19 protein-coding genes are annotated in these 26711 nt (G+C 47.4%); 7 read left to right on the top strand and 12 right to left on the bottom strand.

Annotated elements, in window-relative coordinates; genetic code table 11:
• Positions 1-65: 65 nt before the first annotated feature.
• Both NG796_RS06565 and NG796_RS06560 read right to left on the bottom strand, forming a co-directional pair.
• Complete coding sequence (locus NG796_RS06565) at positions 66-5597, bottom strand: ATP-binding sensor histidine kinase (protein WP_261205098.1); 5532 nt, start codon at positions 5595-5597, stop codon at positions 66-68.
• Positions 5598-5813: 216 nt separating this feature from the next.
• The gene (locus NG796_RS06560) at positions 5814-6608 is read right to left on the bottom strand and encodes a radical SAM protein (RefSeq protein ID WP_261205097.1); all 795 of its coding nucleotides are present in this window, start codon (positions 6606-6608) and stop codon (positions 5814-5816) included.
• A gap of 477 nt (positions 6609-7085) precedes the next feature.
• Between NG796_RS06560 and NG796_RS06555 the strand changes: the two genes are divergently transcribed.
• The gene (locus NG796_RS06555; RefSeq protein ID WP_261205096.1) at positions 7086-7553 is read left to right on the top strand and encodes a GNAT family N-acetyltransferase; all 468 of its coding nucleotides are present in this window, start codon (positions 7086-7088) and stop codon (positions 7551-7553) included.
• Between the two features lie 50 nt (positions 7554-7603).
• Here the strand turns inward: NG796_RS06555 and NG796_RS06550 are convergent, their stop codons facing one another.
• Positions 7604-8122 (bottom strand): DUF3122 domain-containing protein, encoded by a 519-nt coding sequence (locus NG796_RS06550; protein WP_261205095.1) that lies wholly within the window; start codon positions 8120-8122, stop codon positions 7604-7606.
• 803 nt (positions 8123-8925) lie between these two features.
• On the opposite strand from NG796_RS06550, the gene NG796_RS06545 reads away from it, so the two are divergent.
• Complete coding sequence (locus tag NG796_RS06545; protein WP_207089587.1) at positions 8926-9294, top strand: DUF760 domain-containing protein; 369 nt, start codon at positions 8926-8928, stop codon at positions 9292-9294.
• A gap of 40 nt (positions 9295-9334) precedes the next feature.
• On the opposite strand, the gene NG796_RS06540 is transcribed toward NG796_RS06545, so the two are convergent.
• The 7 genes from NG796_RS06540 to NG796_RS06510 form a co-directional block, all read right to left on the bottom strand.
• Positions 9335-10567 (bottom strand): HhoA/HhoB/HtrA family serine endopeptidase, encoded by a 1233-nt coding sequence (locus NG796_RS06540; protein ID WP_261205143.1) that lies wholly within the window; start codon positions 10565-10567, stop codon positions 9335-9337.
• Between the two features lie 459 nt (positions 10568-11026).
• Positions 11027-11821: a tryptophan synthase subunit alpha gene (gene trpA / locus NG796_RS06535; protein ID WP_261205094.1), complete on the bottom strand. Its 795-nt coding sequence runs from the start codon at positions 11819-11821 to the stop codon at positions 11027-11029.
• A gap of 183 nt (positions 11822-12004) precedes the next feature.
• Positions 12005-12331, bottom strand: a complete 327-nt coding sequence (locus NG796_RS06530) for a DUF3007 family protein (RefSeq protein WP_261205093.1) — start codon at positions 12329-12331, stop codon at positions 12005-12007.
• 101 nt (positions 12332-12432) lie between these two features.
• Entirely contained in the window at positions 12433-12666 is a 234-nt protein-coding gene (gene ndhL, locus NG796_RS06525; RefSeq protein ID WP_261200467.1) for an NAD(P)H-quinone oxidoreductase subunit L, read from the bottom strand.
• Between the two features lie 275 nt (positions 12667-12941).
• Positions 12942-13961, bottom strand: a complete 1020-nt coding sequence (locus tag NG796_RS06520; RefSeq protein WP_261205092.1) for a PRC-barrel domain-containing protein — start codon at positions 13959-13961, stop codon at positions 12942-12944.
• Between the two features lie 51 nt (positions 13962-14012).
• The gene (gene smc, locus NG796_RS06515; RefSeq protein WP_261205091.1) at positions 14013-17741 is read right to left on the bottom strand and encodes a chromosome segregation protein SMC; all 3729 of its coding nucleotides are present in this window, start codon (positions 17739-17741) and stop codon (positions 14013-14015) included.
• A 670-nt stretch (positions 17742-18411) separates the two neighbouring features.
• On the bottom strand, positions 18412-19518 hold the full coding sequence (locus NG796_RS06510) for a TRAP transporter substrate-binding protein (RefSeq protein WP_261205090.1): 1107 nt from the start codon (positions 19516-19518) through the stop codon (positions 18412-18414).
• 126 nt (positions 19519-19644) lie between these two features.
• Here NG796_RS06510 and NG796_RS06505 point away from each other — a divergent pair, with 126 nt between their 5' ends.
• The 4 genes from NG796_RS06505 (at position 19645) to NG796_RS06490 (ending at position 23707) form a co-directional block, all read left to right on the top strand.
• Positions 19645-20508 (top strand): EamA family transporter, encoded by an 864-nt coding sequence (locus NG796_RS06505; RefSeq protein WP_261205089.1) that lies wholly within the window; start codon positions 19645-19647, stop codon positions 20506-20508.
• Positions 20509-20753: 245 nt separating this feature from the next.
• On the top strand, positions 20754-21152 hold the full coding sequence (locus NG796_RS06500; protein ID WP_261205088.1) for a response regulator: 399 nt from the start codon (positions 20754-20756) through the stop codon (positions 21150-21152).
• 484 nt (positions 21153-21636) lie between these two features.
• On the top strand, positions 21637-22842 hold the full coding sequence (locus NG796_RS06495; protein ID WP_261205087.1) for an argininosuccinate synthase: 1206 nt from the start codon (positions 21637-21639) through the stop codon (positions 22840-22842).
• Between the two features lie 493 nt (positions 22843-23335).
• Complete coding sequence (locus NG796_RS06490; RefSeq protein ID WP_261205086.1) at positions 23336-23707, top strand: STAS domain-containing protein; 372 nt, start codon at positions 23336-23338, stop codon at positions 23705-23707.
• 113 nt (positions 23708-23820) lie between these two features.
• On the opposite strand, the gene NG796_RS06485 is transcribed toward NG796_RS06490, so the two are convergent.
• Together NG796_RS06485 and NG796_RS06480 are read right to left on the bottom strand one after the other, a co-directional pair.
• Complete coding sequence (locus NG796_RS06485) at positions 23821-24525, bottom strand: hypothetical protein (protein ID WP_261205085.1); 705 nt, start codon at positions 24523-24525, stop codon at positions 23821-23823.
• Positions 24518-25081 carry an Npun_F5560 family protein gene (locus NG796_RS06480; RefSeq protein WP_261205084.1) on the bottom strand — a complete coding sequence of 188 codons (564 nt, stop codon included), beginning with the start codon at positions 25079-25081 and terminating at the stop codon, positions 24518-24520. Before NG796_RS06480 ends, NG796_RS06485 begins: the two co-directional genes overlap by 8 nt.
• An 809-nt stretch (positions 25082-25890) precedes the next feature.
• Here NG796_RS06480 and NG796_RS06475 point away from each other — a divergent pair.
• Positions 25891-26664 carry an RNA polymerase sigma factor SigF gene (locus NG796_RS06475; RefSeq protein ID WP_261205083.1) on the top strand — a complete coding sequence of 258 codons (774 nt, stop codon included), beginning with the start codon at positions 25891-25893 and terminating at the stop codon, positions 26662-26664.
• Positions 26665-26711: the final 47 nt, after the last annotated feature.

Genomic DNA, 26711 nt, shown 5'->3' with positions numbered 1-26711 from the left:
AACTTTGTCAAAAAACCTGGTTTGTTTTTCCTAGTCCCACGAATCCAGTTCTAATTTTTGATCCATCAGGACTCTACCCGACGATGTAGGGGTTGCTTAATCGGAATTTCCAGGGTAAATTCTGCACCTTGGGGGGGTTGGGAACTACAATGAATTTGACCTCCATGTTTTTCCACAATAATTTGATAGCAAATAGCTAACCCTAACCCCGTACCACTCCCCACGGGTTTCGTGGTAAAAAAGGGGTCAAATAAGCGTTTTTGCACCGCTTTGGGAATACCCGGTCCATTATCACCAATCCGAATCGAGACTGAATTTGGACTAACTTTTGTCGTGTGGATGTGAATCGTTGGACCCCGGCGCGAACTGGGTTCCCCGTTCCCCGGAAGTTCCGATAATCCAGTCTCTGCGTCCTCTTTTCTATAGCATTCTAAGGCATCGATCGCATTGGCTAATAGATTCATCAATACTTGATTTAGCTGTCCTGGAAAACATTCGACTTGGGGGAGTTCACCATAGTCTTTGATGATTTCAATGGAGCAATGTCCTGGATTTCCTTTGAGGCGATGCTGCAAAATCAGCAGGGTACTCTCAATCCCTTCATGAATATCGACTTGTTTCATTTCGCTTTCATCCAAGCGCGAAAAATTGCGCAAGGAGAGAACAATGGACCGAATCCGTTCAGCCCCAATTTTCATAGAAGAAAGCAGTTTAGGCAAATCGGTCAAAATAAAATCAAGCTCGATCGCCTCGATTTCTTCTTGAATATCTTGAGGTGTTTCCGGTGCGTGTTCTTGATACAGTTCGATTAAGTGAAGCAAATCTTGGATATATTCCCCAACATGGGTAATGTTCCCATAGACAAAATTAACGGGATTGTTAATTTCGTGAGCAATTCCGGCAATCATTTGGCCGAGACTCGACATTTTTTCAGTTTGAATCAGTTGAGTCTGGGTCTGTTTAAGTTCCTGCATTGCGTGTTTTAAACGCTGATTTTTATCTTTTAGTTGTTGGGTACGCGCTTGCACTCTCAGTTCCAGGGTTTGGTTCGCTTCTTCTAATTGCTCATTGGCGCGTTTTAGTTCTTCGCTGGCGGCAGTTAAATTGGCATACAGCAGGGAATTTTCTAGGGAAATAGCCAGTTGGGAAGAGAGGACGGTTAAAAATTCCAGGCGTTCGGGGGTAAACGCACTTTTGGCACTATTATTTTCTAAATAAAGTAGCCCGATCGGTTGTCCGCGATCGAGAATGGGGGTACATAAAATAGATTTAGGCTGATTTTTAAGAATATAGGGGTCGGTGCTAAAGGTGAGTTCATAGCGGGCATCATTTAAAACCAGGCTTTGTTTGGTGCGGATTACATAATTAATTGCCGATAAAGGCAGGATTAAATCCTCAGTGATTGGGGTATAGTCGTGCAAGATAACTTCTGAAGTTTCTACGGAAGCGGTAGCTTTTAATCCTAATTTACCGTTGTGTTTTAAAATCAGAAAAGCAGTTTGAGCACCGGCATTTTCTAGGAGAATGGTCATCAAGGTTTCAATCAGTTTAGCCAAAACAATTTCTGAGGCGATCGCCTGGGATGCTTTCAAGGCACTGGCTAAATCTAAACCGCGATTATGAGCACTGGTACTGGTGGAGGTGGAGGTACTGGTAATCTGTCCGAAATGGGCATATTCATCTAGGGGAGTGGATTGCACCATCCCCATTGGATATTTTGCTTCTAGGGCTTTGAGTTTAGCTGTTGCACCCCAACGTCCATAACTATAATGGGCTTTTTTCAAATAAGTTTGGGCAATTTCATCTCGCCCGAGGTGAGAATAAAAAAGGGCAGCGCGTTCGTAGGCAATGGCTTCTTCCTGGATATATCGATATTTTTTAGCCCCTTGAATGGCGCGGTCATAATACTCCATTGCAAGTAAGGTTTGCCCTTTCACCCGTGCTTTTTCTGCCTCTACTAGGTCATATTTATGTCGGAAATTTGTGGGAGAAAATTTTGCCCATAGTTGCATCTGTTTTTGGTGTTCAGTGACTTTCCGGAGTGTGGTTTGTCTAGCCCGTTTATCTAGGCGATCGCAATGGGCTAAGAGAGACAGAGAATAATAAAAATTATGTTCAGACCAATAGGGTAAAGCCGATCCTTTTTTTCCATATTTTTCTGCTAATTCTCCCGATTGGACTGCTTGGGAATAGTCCTCGAAGAGATAGCCTAAAAAGGTTTTACAAAACGAGGCAATAAACAGTAACATAACTTGATTTTGTTCAATCCAAATCCCCCAGATTTCTCGTTCATTAAAGCTCGACCCTACTAAAGCACAAGGTTCGGACGATTCTCCCTGTAAATTTAGAACCATTTGCCGCCAGATTTGAGCGTAGGTCATATGAAATTCTAGCTTAAGCTGCTCCATTTTCTCCAGATACTGTCCTTGTTTCTGCTGTACTACGTCTAAGGACTCCCCGAGAAAAAACATAAAATTGACATGATGAAGGGCACTATAAAAGCCATATTCTATATCCCCAGTATCTAAACCCGTTTGGATATTATCCTCTAGGGGTTGTAGAGATAAAATGGCAGGAAATTTGTATTTTTTAATAAAAGCATTATATAATACATTAACTTTAGCTTTTAATTCAGGAGCATTAAATTGATTGAGTACCCGCATAGATAATTGTCCAAATTCATAGGCGGCTTCAATTTTTAAATGTATCCCACATAACAACATGGAATAAATGCCATAAGCATAAGCGGCGAGGGGGGAGTTGCCCCATTCAATTGAGAGTTTAACCATCGTAAAAACAACCGAAGGTAATAAAGCCGGACTGATCAGATGAGCCGCAGGAGTCATGGTCATCAGTACCCTTATAGCTGCGATTTTATGCGGATCAGTCATCACGGGCAAGTTGGCTAAGGCTTCAATTTGATGAGTATCTTGGGGTAGTTCTTGGAAGAGGTGATTGGCATAAGATCGAATTGCTTTATCTTGAGTGGGTAGGGGTACTCCGAGAAGCGTTAAAACTTTCAAACCAGTTTTTAAGGCTACTTTTGGACGATTTTTAGCCACATTGATTTGAATATTTAATTCATAAAGTCTAACTTTATCTAATAAAAGTTTTACATGGTTAAACGCTGCATTATAAAGCTCTTCTGCTTGATTAAAATGGCCTTGTAAATATTCGGTTTCTATAGCAGCAGTGCATAAGTGGAACGTCAGTTCATACTCTTCCTCCCAACCCAGTTCACCCAGAAGTTGTAGGCCAAAATTCAAATATCTTAGGGCTTGTTCATAAGCGGTTGCTGCTTTTGCTTTTTGACCTGTAGCTAGATTGAGTTGGGCCAAGTTGCAAAGTTCGCGGCGATCGCTGATCAGTTCATACCCCAAATTGAGATGTTCGACCAAATCGAATATCTTGTTTTCTAACTCCACTACTTGGACATTTTGCAAAAGTAACCGTCCAATTTTTAAATGAACAATTTTCTTTTTGTCTTCAGGAATCAGGGAATAAGCGGCTTGCTGGACGCGATCGTGAATAAATCTGTAGGAAGTTTCGATCGCTGCCACATCAAGTAAAACCAAACTCTCTAAATCTTGGACCATTTCAGGAATAATTTCCGGTTCACTGACGGCAACAATTAACCCTTCCTGGAGGGCGGGATATAATTGCTGAATTGTGTCCGAGGTTTGGCCTTCACTCACCCAGGTGAGGACGTTTAAATCGAAGCGATTGCCAATACAAGCGGCTAAATTTAAAAGCACTTGGGTTGCTTCGGGCAGCTTGTGAATTTGGGTGAGGGTGAGTTCGATAACATCATCGGTAATTTCTGTCCCTTGGAGGCGATTGATCTCCCACTGCCACTCTCCCTTTTCAAAATCAAAAGTTAATAAATTATCCTGGGCTAAAGACTGGAGTAATTGAATGGAAAAGAACGGATTGCCATCAGTTTTATTATAAATAAATTGAGCCAAAGATTCGATGCGATCGCCCGCCACATTCAGGGTATCGCTGAGGAGGTCCTGGATATCTTGAGGTTCCAATCCTCTCAAAGGGATGGCATTCACCACAGCCCCATTGTTTTGCATTTGATTTAAGGTAAAAATTAACCCATGCGTAGCATCTACCTCATTGGAGCGATAAGTTCCTACTAACAATAGATATTTGCTCTCCGGTTCAGTCATCAAAAGCTGAATTAATTTTAAGGAAGCGGAATCCGCCCATTGCAAATCATCTAAAAATAAACAGAGGGGATGTTTCTCTTGGGTAAAAACTTCTACAAAGGCTTTAAAAGTCCGATGAAAGCGCGCTTGAGCTTCCGTGGGAGATAGGTCCGAAACCTCGGGCTGTTCCCCGATTACCAGTTCAATTTCGGGAATCACATCAGCAATGATTTTGCCATTGGTTCCTAACGCTTTTTGGAGACTTTCAATAAACTCTTCGAGGATATCTTGGGGTTCCGTTAACCGTTGGCGAATTAATTCTCGAAAGGCACTCACCAGGGCCCGGTAGGGAATATTTTGTTTATAGTGATCGAACTTACCGGAGATAAAATACCCGTTATGTTGTCGAATCCAAGGCTGAAGTTGTCGCACTAAAGCGGATTTACCAATGCCCGAATGTCCTGCAATTAAGAGGGTTTCCCGAGAACCGTGACTGATGCGCGTGAAGGTAGACTGAAGAATTGCAATTTCCCGATCGCGTCCGTAAATTTTTCTGGGACTGGCTATTTTTCCAGTGCGATCGCTTTGGGCGATCAGAAAGGGATCAATGCTGCCTTGGGTTTGCAATTGGTGTAGGCAAATTTCTAAATCAACCTTTACCCCCCAGGCACTTTGATAGCGGTCTTCGGGAGTTTTCGCGATTAATTTCATGACAATTTCCGAGAGAACCGCTGGAATCTCTGGGTTACGAAAATCTGGGGGAATTGGCTTTTTAGCAATATGTTGATGAACCCATTCTAAGGGGGTTTTGGCTTGAAAGGGTAGCTGTCCCGTGAGCAATTCATAAAAGGTAATCCCTAATGAATATAAATCCGTGCGATAGTCGATCGCCCGATTCATTCTCCCTGTTTGTTCCGGGGACATATAAGCCAGCGTTCCTTCAATTGCATCGACGGCAATTACCTCCTGAGTTTCTTTCGCCCCACAAACTGCAATACTAAAATCTGCAATTTTTACTTCCCCAGTCTCAGGATTAATAATAATATTATGAGGTTTAATATCTTTATGAACAATCTGATTGTGATGAAGTTGGGCTAAAGTTGTCGCAAGTTGAATCGCAATTTGTAAAAATTCTGTTAGATTAATCTCGTGGTTATCCCGATAAATTTTGAGAGAATGCCCCCCAAAATCTTCTACCACTAAAGCTAGACCATTTTGATACTTTTCTAAGCAGTAAGGCTTCACAATGCCTGAAATATTCAGACCCCGAATCATTTCATATTCATGCTTAAATCGGGCAATATCTTGAGCTTGCGGAAATTCTGCTTTGAGGATTTTAATAATAACGGGTTGTTGCGTCCGTTTACTATAGGCACGGTAAATGACCGTTCTCAGGCCGGATTGAATTTCCTGGATTTGGGAATACCCTGGAATCAGGCTCATAAATTCAGTGATATCAATGGATATATTGAGTTTAGGGTATCATTGAATTGTCTACAACTGGAAAATTTCTTAAATTGAGTTTCCCTTGAATGGGATCAATTCAAGGAAAAACATGAACGGCGAATTCCTGGTATTCAGGGATATATTGACCGATCGCCCTCATTCAGCCATCAAGAAATGATAACCTTGTTCGGGATGGACCGGCGATCGCCAAAATTATGCCGGAGCACATCGCACCGCAATTCCTGTTGTCTCAGCAATCTCCCTCGCCAAGTCTTGTAAAACCTCGGGATTGAGACAGGGCAAAATCTGCACCGGATAGGGGCGAAATTCCTGGGGATGATGATTTCCCCGTCCATCTAATTGCCGGTTTATAGGTTTGGGACGGGTGGGAGTATTCAGTTGAATTTCATCCACCCTGAGCGATCGCACTGCACTCATATATTCTGCTTTTGTCTGAGCATCCCACGGAGACAATAGCATCGTTTGAATACCAATTTCTCCGGGATAATCGTGACAAAACTGCTCAATTCCTGCCCAAATATCTGCCAAATTGATCCCCTTAATAGGGCGATTTACCCCTTGAAATCGGCGTTCCGATACGGCATCAAGTTTAATAGAAACCCGGTCCGCGATCGCCAAGGCGTTCCGAACTTCGGGATCCGCCAATGTTGTCCCATTGGTCAGCACTAATGTGGGACGATGGGTGCGATCGGCAATTCCCTGTAAAATTTCCCTTAAATTCAACGCTAACGTGGGTTCTCCACTGCCACTGAGGGTAATTACATCCACATCCCAAGGTGCAAACCCTTCTAGTTCGTCGAGGATTTGTTGGGTGGGAATATAAATAGCGCGATCGCCCGTTTTCTGCTCAATTTCTCCCAGTTGGCAGTAAACACAATTAAAGGAACAAGTCGAAATACTACCAATGGGGTCAATCCCCAGCGATCGGCCATACCGCCAAGAGGAGACGGGTCCATAGACCGAGGAAAAGGTTTGAGTTGCGTTCATTTTTGTTAATAAAGCACTCCATCAATAAAGAATCAGACCCTTAAAAATTTTAAAGAGAACAAGGGTGCTGCGCGGGAGAGGTGAAGCTATGAAATGAAATTATAGATCCAGACTAAAGCGCCTAAGCGTTTAATTAGGTATTCTTGCTCCCTGTTCCACCCCGTTAAATCTGAGTCGCGTCCGTATTTTAGCCGTTTAATCAACTTAAACCGTAGCATTGCTAACTTATGGACTAAGAGGTAAAATGGACTTTACAAAGCCAAAGCTAGAGTTTTAATTATAGCGTTTCCCAGGCGAGTAAGGTACAAATAGGATGGGGATCTCGTGGGAGTATCTTGCTCACGAGAGATCGGTAGCTCCTAAGTCCAGGAACTTCTATATAATAACTTGACAGCAGTAGACTTTGATTATATCCCCTTAGTCTAACACGCTCTGATAGGAAAATCAGTTATTTTTTACACCTTCAATATCCCAACAATGGCAAATAGAATCGACGGTTTCAGAATAGAGAAAATTGAATCAATTCAAAGCTTAGAAAAATGTGCTGAGCTATTAATGGAAGCTTATAATGCGGAACCGTGGAATGACCAGTGGACTAAAGAAAAAGCTTGGGAAAAATTGACTTGTTTTTATAATTCCCCTAAATTTCTGGGATGGATGGCAATTCGAGACAACAATCTCTTAGGGGCTTGTTTGGGAAATATAGAACCCTATTATATTGGGGACTATTTTTACCTGAAAGAAATGTTTGTTTCGGTTCATTGCCAAAGACAGGGAGTCGGGTCTAAATTAATGGCTGCATTAAAAAACCATCTCGAAATAATAGATATTAAAACTATTATTTTATTTACATCTAAGGATGGCTTTCCTTTTGATTTTTATCAGAAAAATGATTTTAATATCATGGAAGGAATGTGCATGATGAATTTTGGAGCCATAAATTAAATAACAGGCGGTTACACTGAATTCAGCAAGCCTAGATCACGGGAACAGTTTCAATTTTGAGCGATTATTTGCCATTCTAGTATGATAGAAGGGGGAATTTGTAGGGTAGTCACGCGATCGCCTGCCAGAGGTAAAAGAAATACAGTTCGCTGATTAATGGGCAGTTTCAACAGCAGGGATTTAAAATCGTACTGCCCCACATTTGGGGCGGGAGACTGGTCCCCAAACTCATCTTCTGCGGTGAAAATTTCCCCGGTCTCTATCTTAATTTGAAGCGGTTGGGGATGGGAAAACTCCGCGACTCCTGGAAATCCCACTAATCGGAGATTGACTCCCGTCACTGTGGCGTTTTTAACTTGTTTAAAAAGGACAACTTGCCAAGAATACCCGGCCTGATCTCGTAAGCTATGTTGAGATTGATAAAGGACTTGACCCGGTGCTTCTTCGATTTGGCGGATTTCTGACCAAGCAGGTTGGACCGCTAAGTGACTTTCTCCTAAAATGAAGAAGGCTACCAGAGAAAGGACCAGCAGCAGTTTAGACAGGATGGACTTGATGCGAGGCCACATAAATATTTTATTGTTTTCAAGGTAATGCTTCTATCGTAGTGGAGATAGGGACGCTCAATACCGACGGGGTTTGAACTGCTGAGGGCGATCGCAGTGACTGTGACCCGGGGACTCCAGATAAAAACGAAAGTCGTGACTACCAACTGGATAGAAACGACTTGAGTTAATTTTAGATTAGTATGGGGGCGGTGGGACTTGAACCCACACGGCTGTCTCCAGCCAACGGATTTTCATTCTCCCGCAACTTTCGTTGCTGCCAGAACACTGGTTTTGAGAATTGGACTCTCCCTTTACCCTCGGCTTTACGTTAGGGTAGCTCCCGTCGAGTCTCTGCACCTTCCGAAATTTCGGCTTGGCTCAGGATTGCCTTGTCTGTTACCAGAGTTAGGTTTCCCTGAATTTGAGAGCGGTCACTTAAAGGATTTCTCCAATAAGGCTCAGTTTTCTAAGTCCGTAGCGTCTACCATTCCGCCACGCCCCCGAGCAATTCGGCTAGAGTTTAATCGGATGGGGTTGTGTGAACCCGTAAGATTAAGCATTTCGCCAAAGCATAGCTATTATGCACGATTTTTCTATCTAAGTCAACTGTCAATCCTAAATTTACCGGATTTTATGAATTCGCGGTGTTTTGAGGGGGAATCTGGGCGAGGGTGGAAATTTTTACCTCTTGAGGAGTTGACAGACTTTTATTTGTGTGATAATGCTTGCTCTGAGCCGGTTTGGAATCCCAACCGGGAAGGAGGCATCTGCCCAGCACAATGGTTTAAAGTAGAAAATAAGCACTTGAGCTACTTAGGATCCTCATGGTTTATCAACCTGACTTTCTGAATTCCCACGATGAAGATGTCGAAGCGAATCAGCTGCTGAAATACTTACAGCATCAACCGCCCGAAGTGTTGGCGCGGGTTGCCAAGTCAGTCAGCCCGGAAATTAAGGAAATTATCTCTCAGAACGTTCAGGGACTGGTGGGTGTCCTGCCGTCGGAGAACTTTGAGGTTCAAATTACGACGAACCGAGAGAATTTGTCGGGTTTGTTGGCATCCGCCATGATGACGGGTTATTTCCTGCACAAGATGGAACAACGGATGCATTTGGAGGAACGGTTATCCCAAGTTAGTTCCCTGGGGAACGACTCCGCTGGTGGCGGTTCAGGGAAACATGGTTCTCGGTAGACAACCCATTCAACCTGGGGAAGTTTATCCCGATCGCCCCTTAATTCCGGCGATCGGGGGGAAACGCCCCAGGACGCACGGCAATGGTGGCGGTGGTCCCTTGGCGGTTGACTTCCACTTGCAGGAGTCCCCCAACTTGGGTGGCTTCTACCAATTCTTGCACTTCGCTGGCTGTGGCGATCGCCACCCCATTAATTTTTTGAATCACATCGCCTTTTTGCAACTGGGCTTTCTGGGCGGGAGTATTAGGTAACACCGTCATAATCACTACCCCAGTTTCGGTGAGAATCTTCACCCCTTCGAGGCGTTCTTCTAATTTGTCTCGGACTTGGGGAGTCAACTCCACCATTTGAATGCCCAAAAATGGGTGAGAGACTTGACCGTTTGTGAATAACTCATTGGCAATCCGTTTGGCAGTTTCGATGGGGATAGCAAATCCTAATCCTTGCGCATCCGCACGAATGGCCGTATTCACCCCAATCACTTCCCCGCGATCGTCCAGTAAGGGTCCCCCAGAATTCCCCGGATTAATCGCTGCATCGGTTTGGATAAACCGGACCCGCTTATCAGAAATGCCCACTTGAGAACTTGATCGCCCGGTTGCACTGATAATCCCCACAGTGACACTATTATCCAATCCCAGGGGACTCCCGATCGCGATCGCCCATTGTCCGGGGACCAAATTCTCAGAATTGCCTAACTTCACCTTTGGCAACCCAGTCCCTTCAATTTTGACCACCGCTAAATCAGTGAGGGAATCAATCCCCATCACTTTTCCCTTAAAAATGCGCCCATCATTCAGGGTCACTTTCACCACCTGGGTTCCTTCTACCACATGAGCATTGGTGATAATTTGACCCTCAGCGCTCAAAATAAACCCAGATCCCGTCCCGTGGTTTCCCTGTTGTCTCGGGGGTGGCATTTCTTCCCCAAAAAATTTCCGAAAAAAGGGATTTGCTTCGTCATTCTCCTCCACGGGTATTCCCGACCGAAGGGCGTCAATTCTGACCACCGCAGGACCCACTTTTGCCGCCGCCGAAGCGATAAAATTGCGGTCAATGGGCTGTTCCCTGAAAGCCGGATTGGTTTCAAGATCTGAGTCAGCATCGCTATTAACTGGAGTTGTAGTCTCCTGGAGTATCACCGGCATAGCAATGGGTTCTGTTCCTAGACTGCCATCCCTAAAGAGATATCGGCTGGCGATCGTGCCAACACTCCCACCAAGGACTAACAAGTTCAAACCCACAATTAGCCGCTTTAATACTTGACCCATAGCCGGTTTCCCCATGCGATAGCGATACAACTCATCCCGAGATGGCACACAATTTTTGAGGCTGGCAAAAACAGCCTGTGGATTAAATCTTAGCAATAAGCAGATCCCGACAGTGGGGTAGCCTATTTTCTCCCACTGTAGCCTAATTCTCAGGTTTGGGGCGAGGGTTCAGGGAGTGGATTGGGTAAAAGTTAGTTAAATCTGAGCAAGGTGGAACGTGGCGATCGCACCCAGGTTAGAAAGCGGGTTTCTTGTCCTCCCCTGCAAGGGTGTCCAGGAGTTTGAATTTTCAGCCTTTCAGTTTATGGGACGGATTCTTTCTCAGACTCCATGACCAACCCCAAAAAATCAAGAATTGTTGATTTTTCGCGAGAGATTGATGGGGGCGAAGAGGACCCCACCCTAGCCCTCCCCTTGCCAAGGGGAGGGGACCAGAGGGAGTTGCGGGGAGAGATTTTTTTAGCCGATCGCCTGTTTCAAACTCTGGCAAAACTCGCCAATTGAGGCTAATCCTTCTTCTGGGGTTCCTTCGGCTAATCGTTTGACAAAGGCACTCCCGACAATGGCGGCATCTGCACCCCAGTCTTTGACTTGGCGCGCCATTTCTGGAGAGGAGATGCCAAATCCGACTCCAATGGGTTTGTCCGTGATTTGGCGCATTTCGGCGAGAATATCTTCGACGCGAGATTGGACTTGGGACCGCATCCCCGTAACGCCGGTGACGCTGACGAGATAAATAAATCCTCTGGACTGACGGGCGATCGCCTCAATCCGGGCTTTTGGACTCGTGGGCGCAACTAATAACACCACATCAATCCCCCGGTCATCGGCTTTTTTGAGGATGTCCTCTGACTCTTCTAGGGGCAAATCCGGGACCACTAAACCTCGGACTCCAGCATCGGCAGCATTTTTGAGGAACGTATCTACACCCTGTTTGAGAATCGGGTTGTAGTAGGTGAACAAAATGATGGGCGATCGCAACGTTGGCGTGACAGCTTTGACGGTTTCTAAGACAGCTTCCAAGCGCGTACCTCGTTGCAGTGCCCGAGTTGCGGCAGCTTGAATCACGGGTCCATCAGCCAGGGGGTCGGAGTAAGGAACCCCTAATTCAATTAAATCCGCACCCTTGCTATCTAACAGTTGCAAGGCTTTAGCGGTGGTCTGCAAATCTGGATCCCCTGCGGTGATAAACGGGATCAAAGCACACTGCTGGCGATCGCGCAGGGACGCAAAGCACTGGGAAACCGATGTCATTTTATAACTTACCTAGCTTGGATAGATTAACTAGCGTATCATCTGCCCGGGCTGTTAAGTTATCCAATCCTATCGGGAGTAACTTTCGGGGGTCCAGCCAGATAACGACTGCACTCATTACTCCAAACCGCTGAAGTTTCTGAGTTCAACGTCCCGACTTCAGTCGTTTCTTTACTATTGCCCTTAATCTTGCGCCTTCAGTTTTTCCGCCTCATTCTCCGCCTCAATTTCCGCTTGAATTTTAGCCAATTCTTCCGGCGTCAATTCTTCTAAGCGCTTTTGTAGAACCGCTGTTTTATATTCTTCAACCTGCTGATGATAGGTCATATCTCCGTTGACGGCGCGGAATAAATAGGTGAGTAACCAACCCACTAATCCACCCACTAATAAAACTTGGCTCCAAATTCCGGCAGTAATACTATCTAACCCGGCTCCCTGGAATCCCAGATAAGCTAAACCTCCAGCCAGGAAGACACCCAAGCCAATTCCTAATACATCAATTCTTCGCATAATTGCGTTTTTTATCTAAATTTTATGCATAATTCTAGGACGAAGAAATCGGGAATCAAGGCATGACTAGCAGTTGATTTCCCAATCTCTTCATTCCTGTTTTAAACGTTAATTTCTCGGCGTTTGGGTCGAAAGTTCAAAAAGGGAGCAAGAACTAACATTCCCGGGAAAAAGAAAAACACTAAGAAATACAGAAAAGCCCGTTCAAAAGAACTGGCGACATACCACCGCTTTTGTAACCAGAAATAAAGGGCTAAGGGGACAACCAATAGGTAAGTCCCGCCTAAAATCACATACAACAGTAAGGCAATAGTCGTGTCGTTTAGAATCGGCATGATGGCAATGATGAGGGTTTTACAATAACGCGGCGCGATCGCCTTAATGCAAGGAGTTTACCCCATTTCTGGAGGGGTTCGCACTGGCTCAACTCGCCCACGTCCGTATTGTAGCTTGCTAGGGTCTCCAGGTACTAATTCCTGTCCCTCTTGTTCCTCGTGACTTGGCTCTGCCGAGTCATGCCCTCTTGGAGGCTCTGCCTCCTAATCCCTACTAGGCGGCAGAGCCGCAGAAGGCCCATGTCATGGCAGAGCCATGACACGAGAGGGGTGGATTAATAACCGCCCGGTTCTTCCTCGTATTCCTGCACTTTGGTTTTCTCAGGAATATTAATCCGAGGCGGATTGTAGGACTTATCATCTTCTTGCGCCCAGGCATCGGATTCTACGTCGCTGTATTCATAATCCTCGGCATCTTCAGGTTCTTCATAGACCTGAGCCGTGCTATAGCGGGGCTCCTCGTAAGGCTCGTCATAGCGATCGTTGTAATCCATATCGTAGCTATCCTGGGCCGTGGCTTCGCTCCAGTTATCTTCTTCTAAATCATCTGGGTAGTAAATCGGTGCTGTCTGACTCTGGCGTAAAGGTTCTACTACAGGTTGTTGCCAGGATTCGTCCTCATCCCAAGCCTCTTCCACCACTCGGGAGGGCGATCGCAGGGGTTCCGGCGCTGGAACTGCCATCCCCGTCGGCAGTTGATTTTCCGGTCGCGCTGTCGGCATGATCAGGGCCTCTTCTTCTCTTGCCCAAGGGGGTTCGCCAATGCCTAAACGCTCTAAGAATCCCACAGTCAACTGCGAGAGTCGTTCTTCAGCCCCTTCAAACACAATCAGGCGATTGGGTCCACTGCTGACAATTTCCTCAACCGGCAGTTCGTAGGTACTAATCACTTGGTCGGGAATTTGCGGCAGTCCCAAAGAGGCAATCACCAGGGACACCAATTCCCCCGTTGCCAGGTCAAACTTAAACCCTCGGGCACGTCCCAACAGTTCGCCAGTTTCTGTAATCACTTCGCTGTTGATTACCCGGCTGTAGGCATCTACGTCAATATCTTCGATGACGTCTTCATCTTCAACCAAGATCACATCGCCAATCTGTTCAATGCTCCTGAGAAACATAAATCGGGGCATTCCGGCGACTGATAGGAGATTATCTCGCAGACCCAAGGCTACGACCTGTCGGCGGTCAATATCTACCAACAGTTCTTTGACGACTCCCAGGCGCTTGCCGGTGTCGCGGGTGATCACTTGAGTATTTAACAAGTCGGAGCGGAGACGGATGGTATCAGATGTCATTCTTAGTTGAATCCTAATAGCGAATTCTCTTTAATATTACTATCCATAAAATCATACAGCCGAAGTCTTTTGCTCAATTTGTAGCCCAATCACTTGGGTATAGGCTCCCCGGGCTTGGGTTACGCCAATCACCCGCTCGGCCAGTTTGAGCATGGGAGTTTTGTGACTGACGACGATAAACTGAGCCACGTCAGCTTGCTGTTTTATTATTTTAGCCAATCGTTCCACATTTGCCCCATCTAAGAACATATCCACTTCATCAAAGGCGTAAAACGGTGATGGGCGATACCGTTGTAGGGAGAAGATAAAGCTGAGGGCGGTGAGGGATTTTTCTCCCCCGGACATGGAGGCTAACCGCTGTACAGGTTTCCCTTTGGGATGAGCAACGAGGGACAAACCGCTGCTAAAGGGGTCTTCAGGGTCGTCAAGTTGCAAATAGCCATCGCCGTCAGAAAGTTCAGCGAAGATGATTTGAAAGTTCTGGTTAACGGCATCGAAGGCTTCTTTAAAGGCCCGGAGTCGCAGGGTGGTAAAGTTTTCAATCCGCAACAGAATTTCCGTGCGTTCCCCTTCTAAGGTGGCGAGTTTTTGGCTGAGTTCCTCTAATCGGGCTTGGGTGCGATCGTACTCTTCCAAGGCCAACATATTTACGGGTTCCATTGCTTCAATCCGTTTTTGCAGCGATCGCACTTCTTTCTGCAATTCCTGCAATACGGTCGCCAAACGGTTCTCCATCGCTTCAGGAACTGGCGGCTGCGGGTCGGGTAATTCCGCTTCCCGTTGTTGCAATTCTTGTTGCATATTCACGAGTTGTTCCCGCCGTCCCTGTTGGGTTTCGTGGAGTTTTTGCAGTTGCCATTCCAGTTGCTGGCGGCTTAAATGCAATTCCCGCAATTTGGCTTCAGCTTGGTCCCGGGCGGTTTTTTCTTCCCCCAGTTTGGACTCAATTTCTGCCAAAGCACCCTGAGTTTGCGCCATTTCCTGACCCAAACTCGTGAGTTGCTGCTGCAACTGAGCAATTGCCTCTGTTCCGGTAATCTCCTGTTTCCGTAACTGAGTTAACTGCTTTTGTCCATCTTGAATTTTCTCCTCTAACCGCTGAGACTGACTGCCTAAGTCCTGTTGCCGCAACTGTGCTGCACTCAGGGACTGTTCCCATTCCTGTAGCTGACTCTCCAGTTCCCGGACTTGGGACTGGATTTGTTGCCATTCGCTATTGGTTCCCGATTCTTCCATGCTAGAGAGTTCTAGTCGCCAGCGTTCTAGCTGCACTTCTTGGTCCGGTAAGTCAGCGGCAAGGGTTTCGAGTTGCCCGATCGCCGTTTCTAATTCTTGGGAGTTTTTGGTTAATTGTTGCTCTAACTGGGCGATCGCCCCATTTAAATTATTAATCTCTTTCTCTAACTGCTCAAATTTAAGCTGCAATTCCCGCTGTTGCTGCTTCGCTTCCACCAATTGCGCCGATCGCTGTTTCACGGTTTCCGCAGCAGTGGCGATCGCACTGGTACAGCGGTCTAAAATAGTCTCAATTTCCTGAAGACGATTTTGCAGGGCCGTCACTTCCCCAGATTCGGTGTTCCCACCCGTCCCAAACCGCAAGCTGGACCGATGGGGCGTACTTCCCCCAGTCATGGCCCCCGTGCTTTCTAATAAATCCCCATCCAACGTGACAATCCGCGCTTGTCCTAAATAAGGACGGGCTAAATTGATGCTTTCAAAAACAACCGTATTGCCAAAAATATAAGCAAAAATTTGTAGATAGGGGCGATCGCATTCAATCAAATTCACCGCATAATCCACAAACCCTGGGGCATTCCGCAAGGCTTCAATGGGCGAAAATCGTCCCGGTTTAATTTTATTTAACGGTAAAAACGTCGCCCGTCCTGCCCGTTTTTGCTTCAACAGTTCGATCGCCGCAGCGGCAACCCCATCATCCTCTACCACCAAATACCCCAACCGCCCACCAGCAGCAATTTCCAACGCCATTTGATAGGTGGGTTCCACCCGTCCCAGTTGCGCCACCAACCCACAGACTCCCGGCAACCCAGTCTGTAAAATCACCTTACTCGCCCCAGTGCCGCTGGCTTCTTGCTGGGCTTGATTTTGCGCTTCCAACTTGTCCAAACGGCGTTGTTTGTCCCGTTGTTCTTCCAATAGTCGTTTCTGGGTTTCCTGCTGCACTTGCAAGTCTTGTTCCAAGGCAGAAACCGTTTGCGCCAAGGATTGCACCTGTTGCACCGCTAACTGATGCCGTTGTTCGATATCCGTGCGCGCAAATTGCTGGTTCATCAAGTCCTGACGGGAGGTTTCCAAGGACTCCTGTTGTTCTGCAATTTTCTGTTCAAGTTGTCCCCGGCGTTCGGTTAAACGGGCTTGTTCTGTGCGCTGGGGGTCGAGATTTTTTTGCAGGGTTTCGATTTGGCGGTGGAGGTTGGTTTGTTGCTGCACCCACTCCTCGGAAGCGGAGGCGATCGCACTCGCCTGTTCCCGTCGTTGGTTCAACAGGGTTTGGGTGCTGTCCCGGTTTTCCTGCACCGAAACAATCATATTTTTTTCTAATTCCCGGTCCTCCGCCAATTTTTGCAAGGCTTGTTGCAATTCCTTGATATTCTGCTCGGTTTGTGCTATCTGAGCGAGGGTCTGTTGGCGGTTGGCTGATTGTTCCTCTTTGCGGTTTTGCAATTGCCGGTGTTCCGCGTCTTGGGTGGCGAGGGTGGATTGCAGGGCGATCAGTTCCTCTTCCCCGAGGGCTTTGACGCGATTATTCAGTTCTTCCAGGTGGGTGCTGGCTTGTTGAATTTCGCCGCTGAGGGTGGTAATTTGGTCGCCGAGTTGGGTCACTTGGCGATCGCCCCCTTCAATTTGCTCCCGCAGTTTCCACTCTTGTTGCTTCAACTGTCGCCATTCCAACACTGCCGCGAGTTGTTCTTTTTCATGCAACTCAGCGCGCAATTTTTTATATTGTTCCGCCTTAGTCCGGTCCTTGGAAAGACGCTCAAGCTGGACTCTTAGCTCATTTTCAACGATGCGACAGCGGTCTTCTCGTTCCTTAACTTCATCTAATTTGGTTTTAGCTTGCACGATTTTACGGTCAAAAGCTGCCACCCCTGCCAGTTCATCAATAATTTCCCGGCGTTCCTTGCCATTCATAGAGATAATGGCGGTAACGTCCCCTTGAAGCACCACGTTATAACCTTCCGGGTAAATCCGCAGGCGGTTAATTTGTTCGTGCAACTCCGTGAGGGTGCAGGATTCCCCATTCATGTAGTAGGTGGAGGTGTAGGTACCGCCTTTCGTGACGCGTAACCTCCGGGTGATACTCCATTCGCGATCGCCTGTGGCGGCAAGAGTTTCCGCTGCTGAGGGTTCCGATGCGCTGGACCCATTGCCATTGTCCGAGTGGGGTTCTGGTTCTTCCGTTGCTTCCGGTTCTAAACTCGGTTCCCGTTCCATTGGGGACTCATCCTGTGTCGTAGTTGCCGGTGCATCCGTGGTATCAATTAACCCAAACGAATCTCCCAAATCAAACGTCACTGTCACACTGGCCTCAACAGTGCCACGACTGCGGGATTGATTGTGGTTCACTAAATCGGGCAAGCGTTCCGCCCGCATTCCTTTAGAAGTCGAGATGCCCAGACAGAAGAGAAGGGCATCGAGAATATTGGATTTCCCCGAACCGTTAGGACCTGAAACCACGGTAAACCCGGGCAAGACAGGAATGCTCGTCGTGCCGCCAAAGGATTTAAAGTTGCTCAGTTCCAGGCGCGTGATATGAACCATATCGGTTAGAGGGCTACAGAATTGCCCCTTGGGGGTGTTGACTTCTTAATCTAGTTTAGCGATTCTTCACAGATTAGCACGAAGAAATCCAGGGAGGAAAGGGGGTTGAAACCGTACCCTAGGCGTGGAAAGGGGGAAGGCTTGACATCTACCTGAAGGAGGAGATTGAGGAAGGGGTCCTGGGATGGGTCAAAGGCTAGGCATAAAGGATCCATGCCCAATACGGTTGCAAAAAGTTCGTTTTCTGTATGAATTAGCCCGCGCCCGCTGCCTTTGTTCGTATAGCCCCACCTTTGAGGGTGCGGGGTTTTATAGATTAGCCCTGTCAAGGTGTGTAGGGGCGCAATGCGCAGGCCCCAAGGAAGGAAGGGCGCAAGCATTGTGCCCCTACAAGAAATCACGATTTTTCGTTATTAAATTTACTCCTAATTCAATATTCAATAGCAAGCATTGCACCCCTACTTTTCAGGGCAGTCATTAGTCTTATTTTGAGTATTTTTATAAGTTTAAAACCGGCAATTTGGCACTCTCAAAGCTTTGCAAAAAACAAGGCGTTTAATCGTTAACCTTCTTTCTTTTGCCGGATTTAACTTTCTCTACATCTTCTTAAGTTGTCACGAATGGGTTCCAGCCTGGGAATGCCATAAGGGAGGCGCTGCCTCTTACCTGCTTAGGGTTTGGGAATCACGAGGTTGCCATAACTCAACTCCGTAATCGCAGTCCATTGGTATATTTCTTCACGAAATTTATTCCATTGTTCATAAATCCCGCGAAAGGTGGCATCTTGGCTGGCATTCTGTGCATATAACTCAAAGGTAACTTTCTTCGCAGCGTCGATAATTTCTTGACTGTAGGGAAGTAACTGAGTCCCCCCAGTTTTTAAGGTTGCTAGGGCTTCGCGATTGAGCACTTCATACCGGGCCAGCATATTCAAATTAGCCTCATAGGCCGCTGTTTTAAAAATTTCTTGATAATCTTTGGGCAGTTGCTCCCACTGCGACTTGTTCACCAATACATCCAAGGTCGGTCCGGGTTCCCACCACCCCGGATAATAGTAGAATTGCGCTGCTTTATTTAATCCCAATTTGAGGTCATCGTAGGGACCAACCCATTCTGCTGCATCGATCGCCCCCCGTTCCAAGGCTAGAAAAATCTCCCCTCCAGGCAACACTTGGACGTTGACGCCCAATTTTTCCATCACCTGCCCCCCCAGTCCTGGAATCCGCATTTTCAAACCATTCAGGTCCCGGACGCTGTTGATTTGGCGCTTGAACCAGCCCCCCATCTGTACCCCGGTATTGCCTGCGGGAAAATTAATAATATTGAAATCGCTATAGAGTCTCTGGATAGCCTCTAATCCCCCGCCATGATACAGCCATGCATTCTGCTGTTGGGCATTTAATCCAAAGGGAACTGAGGTGGCAAAGGCAAGGGCGGGATTTTTGCCAATGTAATAATAGCTGGCGGTATGTCCACATTGGACGGTGCCACTTTGCACGGCATCGAGGACCTGCAATCCCGGAAGCAGTTCCCCAGCGGGATAAGGGCGAATCTCGAAGCGGTTATCGGTCATCTCGGCGACCCGTTTGGCGATGGTTTGTGCGCCCCCATAGATGGTATCTAGGGAGGCGGGCCAACTGGTCGCCATATTCCAGCGAATTCTGGGCAAGCTATCCCGAGATGCGGCAGGACCTTTGGCCGCAGGACTACAGGCCGTGGCGGCAGCCGCACTCAGGGCACCAATGGCTCCATGACCGATGAGCTTTCTACGTTTCATAGTGTGTTTTTACCTTGCAGGAGGGTTGAGGGTTTTGCGCTGGCAAACACCGGATGATCTACGTCCGAAGGTTTGTCCGGGATCCTGATTTTATCACCCATTTAAACTCTAAACTCTAAACTCCCCATGCTCTGGTTTTTTTTAGCAATTTCAACGGCTTTTTTTACGTCGCTCAAAGATGTTTTAGGGAAAAAAACCCTACGAAATATCGATGCAACGATTGTGGCTTGGTCTTGGTCATTTTTTACGGCGTTGGTGTTACTGCCGGTGCAAGTTTTGGTAGGAATTCCGGATTTGGGGGGTCAATTTTGGGTGGCCCTGGGGGTGGGGAGTGTGCTGAATGCGATCGCCTTTTTGTTCTATATTCAGGCAATTAGTACCTCGGATTTATCCCTCTGTTTGCCCCTGATTGCCTTTTCTCCCCTGTTTATGGCAATTACTTCTCCCATTATTGTGGGGGAATGGCTCAGTTGGGCCGATGGGTTGGGAATTCTGTTGATTGTCGGTGGGTCTTATTTGTTAAATCTCCAGGACCGCAGGCGGGGATATTTTGCACCGTTTCAGGCTCTGGTGAGCGAACGGGGGCCGAAATTAATGTTAGGGGTGGCGTTTCTGTGGAGTATTACTTCTAATGTGGATAAGGTGGGGGTCCAAAATTCTTCGCCTTTATTTTGGAGTTTTGCGGTGTTTTCAGCGATCGCCTTGTTGCAATTTCCCTTATTGTTCTGCCAATATCAGGACCCGGGGGGTCAGATTGTCAAATATTGGCTGGGGTTGAGTTTGATGGGATTCTGTACGGCGATCGCTGTGCTGTTTCAAATGCAGGCCCTGAAACTAACGTTGGTGGTTCAGGTGATCGCTATTAAACGGACCAGTGTTCTATTCGGGGTGTTGTGGGGTAAGTTCCTGTTTCAGGAGTCGGGGATTCGCGATCGCTTCTGGGGAGCAACCACGATGTTGTTGGGAGTTGTTTTAATGTCGGTGTTTTAACCCCTTTGATCCGCGTCCCTGGTTCAACCCCAGAGAGGATTGGGGTTTTCAGCCCCTTCTCAACCGGGGGACATTCCCCAGTAAAATGAAGAACAATCGAAGATAGACCCGTAGTGCTATTCTGAGATGCCAAGGGGAGGGTGCTGCACTCAAGCTGTGGTCTCTCGTTCGCGATCGGTTCCGCGAGAGTTTCTCCGAATCCGAATAAAATGGGAAAGTAGAGATGGCTGGAGCAACTTTAATCTATGTCCAAACTTAGACTCATGGTAGTGGATGATGAGCGAGACAACCTGGATTTACTGTACAGGACGTTTCGCCGTGACTTTCAGGTACACAGAGCAGAAAGCCCTCTCGATGCGATCGCCCTGCTGGATACAGAAGGGGAAATGGCGGTGATTATTACGGATCAGAGTATGCCGGAAATGACGGGTCTGGAATTGTTGAGCAAGGCGAGAGTTCGTTTCCCCCATACCATCGGCATTCTGTTAACTGGGTACAGTGAGGATGCCCTAGAAGCCTCGGAAGATATGATGAATAAAGCTAATGTTTTTAAATGCATCAGTAAGCCGTTTGATACTCAAGACCTCAAGGCACTTGTTCAAACAGCGGCTGAAATATACCAAACTAACAAGCAAAGCGCGTAATTTTAACCAAGAAGCTCTTTTTCCCCATTCACACTGAATGGGGATTCCCAAATGAGTGGATTTTCCCTAACACACCAATGAGCAAGATCTATAGGGATAGCTAGAATCACTCCCGAGGAGAAAATCAGGCGATCGCCGTTTCCCCAATCCCAGATGATTACCCTTTCGATCACAGACTCCGGCTGGGGCAAATGGGAAAGTTGTTGCTACTTTTGATCCGGTTTTTCATCCCGGCGATCGCAGCAGTTCCTTCAATTCCAGGGTCAGTCCCCTCAAAACCCTCTCCCCTAGAGATTCAACCCCTTGAGTCACCCCCACTCAATCGCTTTGATAAAACTTAAACCCTACCCCCTAAAATTTCCCCTCTAAACTTCCAAATCCCTCCCCTACAAATCTAGGGAATCCCTGACAAAAAGGCTATGAAATCCGCAGAACTTGGTGAATAATGAACAATTGATCGGTATTGCAGTAGAGGCAAAAAGTAATGGGTCGCGCTACCAAAGTCGTCCTGGCATATTCTGGAGGAGTTGATACCTCCGTTTGCATTCCCTACTTAAAAGAAGAGTGGGGCGTTGAAGACGTGATTACCCTAGCGGCAGATTTGGGACAAGGGGAAGAACTTGGCCCGATTAAGGAAAAGGCTCTAACCTCCGGTGCCAGCATCTCCCTGGTGGAAGACGTGACGGAAATCTTTGTTAAAGATTATGCTTTTCCCGCTATTCAAGCAAATGCGCTGTATGAAAACCGTTATCCCCTGGGAACGGCCCTAGCTAGACCCCTAATCGCTAAAATCCTGGTGGAAGCGGCGGAAAAATATGGGGCCGATGCGGTGGCCCACGGCTGTACAGGTAAGGGAAATGACCAAGTGCGGTTTGATGTGTCGATCGCCGCGCTTAATCCCAATATCAAGGTCCTCGCACCAGCCCGGGAATGGGGCATGAGTCGGGAAGAAACCATTGCCTACGGTGAAAAGTTTGGTATCCCCACTCCGGTGAAAAAGTCCTCTCCCTACAGTATTGACCGTAATCTGTTGGGACGGAGTGTGGAAGCAGGTCCCCTAGAAGACCCCTGGACTGAACCGGAAGAAGAAATCTATGTGATGACGAAGGCGATCGCCGATACTCCGAATGAAGCGGAATATGTGGAAATCACCTTTGAAGAAGGTCTTCCCACCCATGTGAATGGCAAGGCCCTCTCTCCCGTGGCCCTAATTACGGAGTTGAATGAGGTGGTGGGTCGTCACGGGGTCGGACGTATCGACATGATCGAAAACCGTCTAGTAGGCATTAAATCTCGGGAAATCTACGAATCCCCGGCCCTCTTGGTTCTGATTCAGGCTCACCGAGATATCGAAAGTCTCACCCTCACCAAAGATGTCACCCAATACAAGCGCGGCATCGAGGAAACCTACAGCCAATTGGTTTACAACGGTCAGTGGTATAGTCCCCTCAAAATGGCCCTGGATGCGTTCATTCAAAAGACCCAAGAGCGCGTCTCCGGCACGGTCCGGATTAAACTGTTCAAGGGAACGGCAAATATTGTCGGGCGCAAGTCCAGCCAGTCTCTCTATGCGCCGGATCTGGCGACTTATGGGGCGGAGGATACTTTCGACCATAAAGCAGCAGAAGGGTTTATTTATGTCTGGGGTCTGCCGACGCGGATTTGGTCGGAGAAGGTTAGAGGCAACTAATCTCACCCTTTAAATGGTAAGAAGGCAAAAGAAGCGCGTTATCTTTTGCCTTTTGCCATCAGGGTTATCTACGGGTTCTATAATTCAATATTCAGTTATTCAATATATAGTGCGTCTACATGGATTAAATTATTCCTTAAAGGAGTGAAAGGAGTGGGAGGAAGCTTGCTCCCTAGTGCTATGCACCTTCCCTACGGATGATGCGGGTCAATGTGCCATGTTGTTAAGTGATTAAAACACAGGTTAATTATATTAAATTTTAAAAGAGTGTACTAGGCTACCTACTTTGGGTGAGTAGAGCGCTTAGAATCGGACTGATAAAAGCCAGCATCGGTCACTTTGGCGTTCGGGGTGATTGAATTCACAACTTAGCAGTGATGGGTGACAACCCTCATGAGGCAAATTAGATGGATGCTGGAACAAATAGCGTGCTGCACTCTTCAGTGCGTGTTTATTATCAAGTCCTGGTTAAGATATTTTTTGAGGTAAACCTATGACGTCCTCACAAGCCATCCGTCAACCTATCGTATTTCAGCCGCAAACCTGTTTAGATGAAGCAACTCTCGCCACCATCGAACAAGCTGTTGCCCAGTGCGATCGCGGGACGTTATTCGCAATTGACATGAGTCAGGTGGATATTATTGACAGTCCTGGATTATTTACCCTGGTTTCGGCTCTGAGAACCGCTAGAAAGCATGGGTCCCGCCTCACCATCTACCATCTCAAAAGCCCGGTTCGCGTAATTTTTGAAATTACGCAGCTTGATCGCCTCTTTGAAATTTTTGATACCCAGGAAGCTGCGATGGCCGCGATCGCACCCGATTTGTCCTCTTCTAGCCCCAATTCTGACCTCGCTGCCGCTTAACTTCTTCGGCTTTTAACCATCTGGGTGTTATCTCAAGCCATCGGTTGAGAGGAGCGGGTAAATTTACCCTCTCAATTGGCTCGGGCTTCGGCTGAATTCTCACTTAAATTGGCTCACTTTACCCGAGGAACGATAGTGAGGTCATAAATCGGCTGTCCTGTCAGGCAGTACCAATGACAGGTCAACAAATCCGGGTCTTGAATCCCCAAACTCCCTAGGGAGGGAATGCCTGGAAAGGGCCAGAGGCGATCGAAACAGAGACCCTCCTCACCCCATCCAAACTGAATTAAATAAGTCGCCGGGGGCGCTTCTAGCCACTGGAGCAGCCGTCGTCCCAAGGCATAAATCGGTTGTCGCCAACGGTCGGGCAAATGCACCGGCTGGATGTACGGGGCCATCTCTTCAAGGCCCGGTTGGTTCTGGTCCGCCCGTCCGATCGCCTCCCCATAAATCGGCCCTTTTGCCGTCAGCACTACGGGCAACCAGAGATTTCCGGTTCCCGGTGTAACCTGCCACCGCTCCGCTACTAAGGTGCGCAACCCTTCCACATCCCGACAAGCCCGATACAGGGGCTGAAACTGACCGATTACGGAGTCGGGGACGTTGAGGCTTAAGGGACAAACAAGTACCTCACTATCCGGTGTAGATAAGTTTTTTAGGTGAGAAATTGAGACGGCCTTTACCTCACAACCGGGATGGGTTTGAGCGATCGCCCCTTGGAGGGCTTCCACCATCCGGGCGATCGCCTCGGAGTCAGCTTGGGGGAACCCCATTGCTGACGCCTCATCCTCGATAACAATCCAGACCCGACTAGGCATTGCCCAAGGACGGTAAACTGATATCGCCGCTATCGCCGCCCGAAATGCTGGGTAACTCCAGATGTCCAGCAGTTTTGCGCTTGCTTCTAACGGCCAAGCGATAGCTGACACTTTGGAGTTCGGCATGGAGTTGCCGGTTTTCCCGTTGCAGCCGTTCCACCTTGTCTTTGACTTCTTCCATGCGATCGGCGAACTTCTGGCGATAAATTTCGGGTAATTCCTGGACCACCTGTTCCAGCATCCGGGCGCGATCGGTCAATTCCTGAACCGATTGGCGCAGATGATAAACCTCCCCATCTTTTTGAGCAATCTGCTCTTGATAAAAGGTCACCTGTTCCTCAACCCCTTGCAGTTGTTCGCGCAAGGACCGCATTTGAGCCAGGTATTCCTCGGGGACATCTTGAGATGCCGGGAGTAGGGAGTTATTGCCCTTGACTAACCGAAAGAGTTCTTGGGAGAGTTGTTCGACAAGCTGGTCACGCATCTGCAACTCTTCGCGCAGTTGAGATACTTCTGCCTGTAGGGAATGTAGGCTCGGGGTTTCTGATTGGCTCACGATCGTTCGCAGCTCCTTAATTAACTAAATATCAGTTTATGTAATTGTTAGCGGAAGCGGGGGCGATCGTCATCCTCCCCCAATCGGTGTTCTGTGTTAATTTACCATTTCGCTTCGAGATTGGCACTAATTTTAAACATTCTGTTAAGAAACTTCAGCATTTCATCAAAAATCAGGGGTCCCAGGCTCCTAGAAACCTGGAGGCCCTAACCTCGAATCCCTAGTCTGCGGGAACTGCCTAGATTGAGAACCTGGAGTTTTGGATCAAGATTCGGGGCGATCGCTTCCCAATTTAGGGGAGGAACCCCATTTTTGCGACCGATACCTAGTCCGAGAGAAGGGGCCTGAAGCCCTGCCTCCATAAATCTTTACACAATTTTTATCTGAGATTGATTCATTAATTCGGTATAGTTATGATTGTGGCTATTGCTATGAAGCCAAAAAAAGTTAAAATAGCTCTTAGCCAGAAACAAAAACAGCAGCAGTCCAGTTGTCTAGCACGGGTCCTCGCTGACTTGATGAGTAAAACTGCCCGATCGCAAGGTTGAAAAGGATGTAGAAAAGGCTGAATGTTGGATGATCACCTCTAAGGGGAATTATCAATCCATCCTCAGTTCTTCGGCCTCTTGAAAACCCCCTAATTTCTTTCCTCCCAACCCCTCAGATTTTCCGGGGTTATCGGTAGAATTAAGGGGGAGCCAAAACAAGGCCAGGTCATCAATTCAGTAAAAATTCTGTGTTAGAGATCACTGCGGCTACCACCAACCTGTAAGATACTAGGCTAGGGAGCAACCTACCGGGGTGTCAAAATGCTTACAACAGTCAACAAAGAACTCAAGAGTGAGAGTTTGGAACTCCTGCGTGAATACCAAACTTCTCCTACGACCCATCTGCGGAATCGAATTGTCCAACTGAATATAGGGCTAGTTCGTAAAGAAGTCCATCACTGGATGCAACAGTGTACGGAAACTTATGACGACCTCCTGCAAGTGGGATGCTTGGGCTTGATTCGGGCGATCGAACGGTTTGATATGTCGAAGGGACACGCATTCAGTTCCTTTGCAGTTCCCTACATTCGTGGGGAAATTCAACATTATCTGCGGGATAAAAGTCCATCAGTCCGGATTCCCCGCCATTGGTTAACCCTGCAACGGCAGGCAACCAAGGAAATCCAGAAACTGCAAGAAAGTCTAAATCGCCATCCTTCTGATGGGGAAGTGGCATCGGCTTTAAAAATTTCTGTTACCGAATGGCAAGAAATCAAACTCGCCTGCCGCAACCGAGCTCCCCTGAGTTTGGATGCTCCAGTGCAGGATGATGATGAAGGCGCAGCATCCCTTGGGGAATTAGTGCCGGATGCCGGGTATCGTAGTTTCCAGTTAGCACAGGAAGACCAAATTCGCCTCCAGTTGGCCCTTGGCAAACTAGAGGATGGGACTCGCAAGGTCCTAGAGTTTGTATTTCTGCATGATTTGACCCAGAAAGAAACAGCGGAACGGATGGGGATTAGTTCTGTAACCGTTTCTCGTCGGGTGAAAAAAGGTCTAACGTCCCTCAAGAAATTGATGGGAGGAGCGGAATAGCTCCAAAACTGCTTAGGGTATAAAAAAATAGAAGAATTAATAGACGT

Origin of the sequence: Laspinema sp. D2d (genome assembly GCF_025370755.1) — a bacterium.
In the GTDB taxonomy this organism is placed as follows: domain Bacteria; phylum Cyanobacteriota; class Cyanobacteriia; order Cyanobacteriales; family Laspinemataceae; genus Laspinema.
This window is presented reverse-complemented; position numbering and strand designations above follow the sequence as displayed.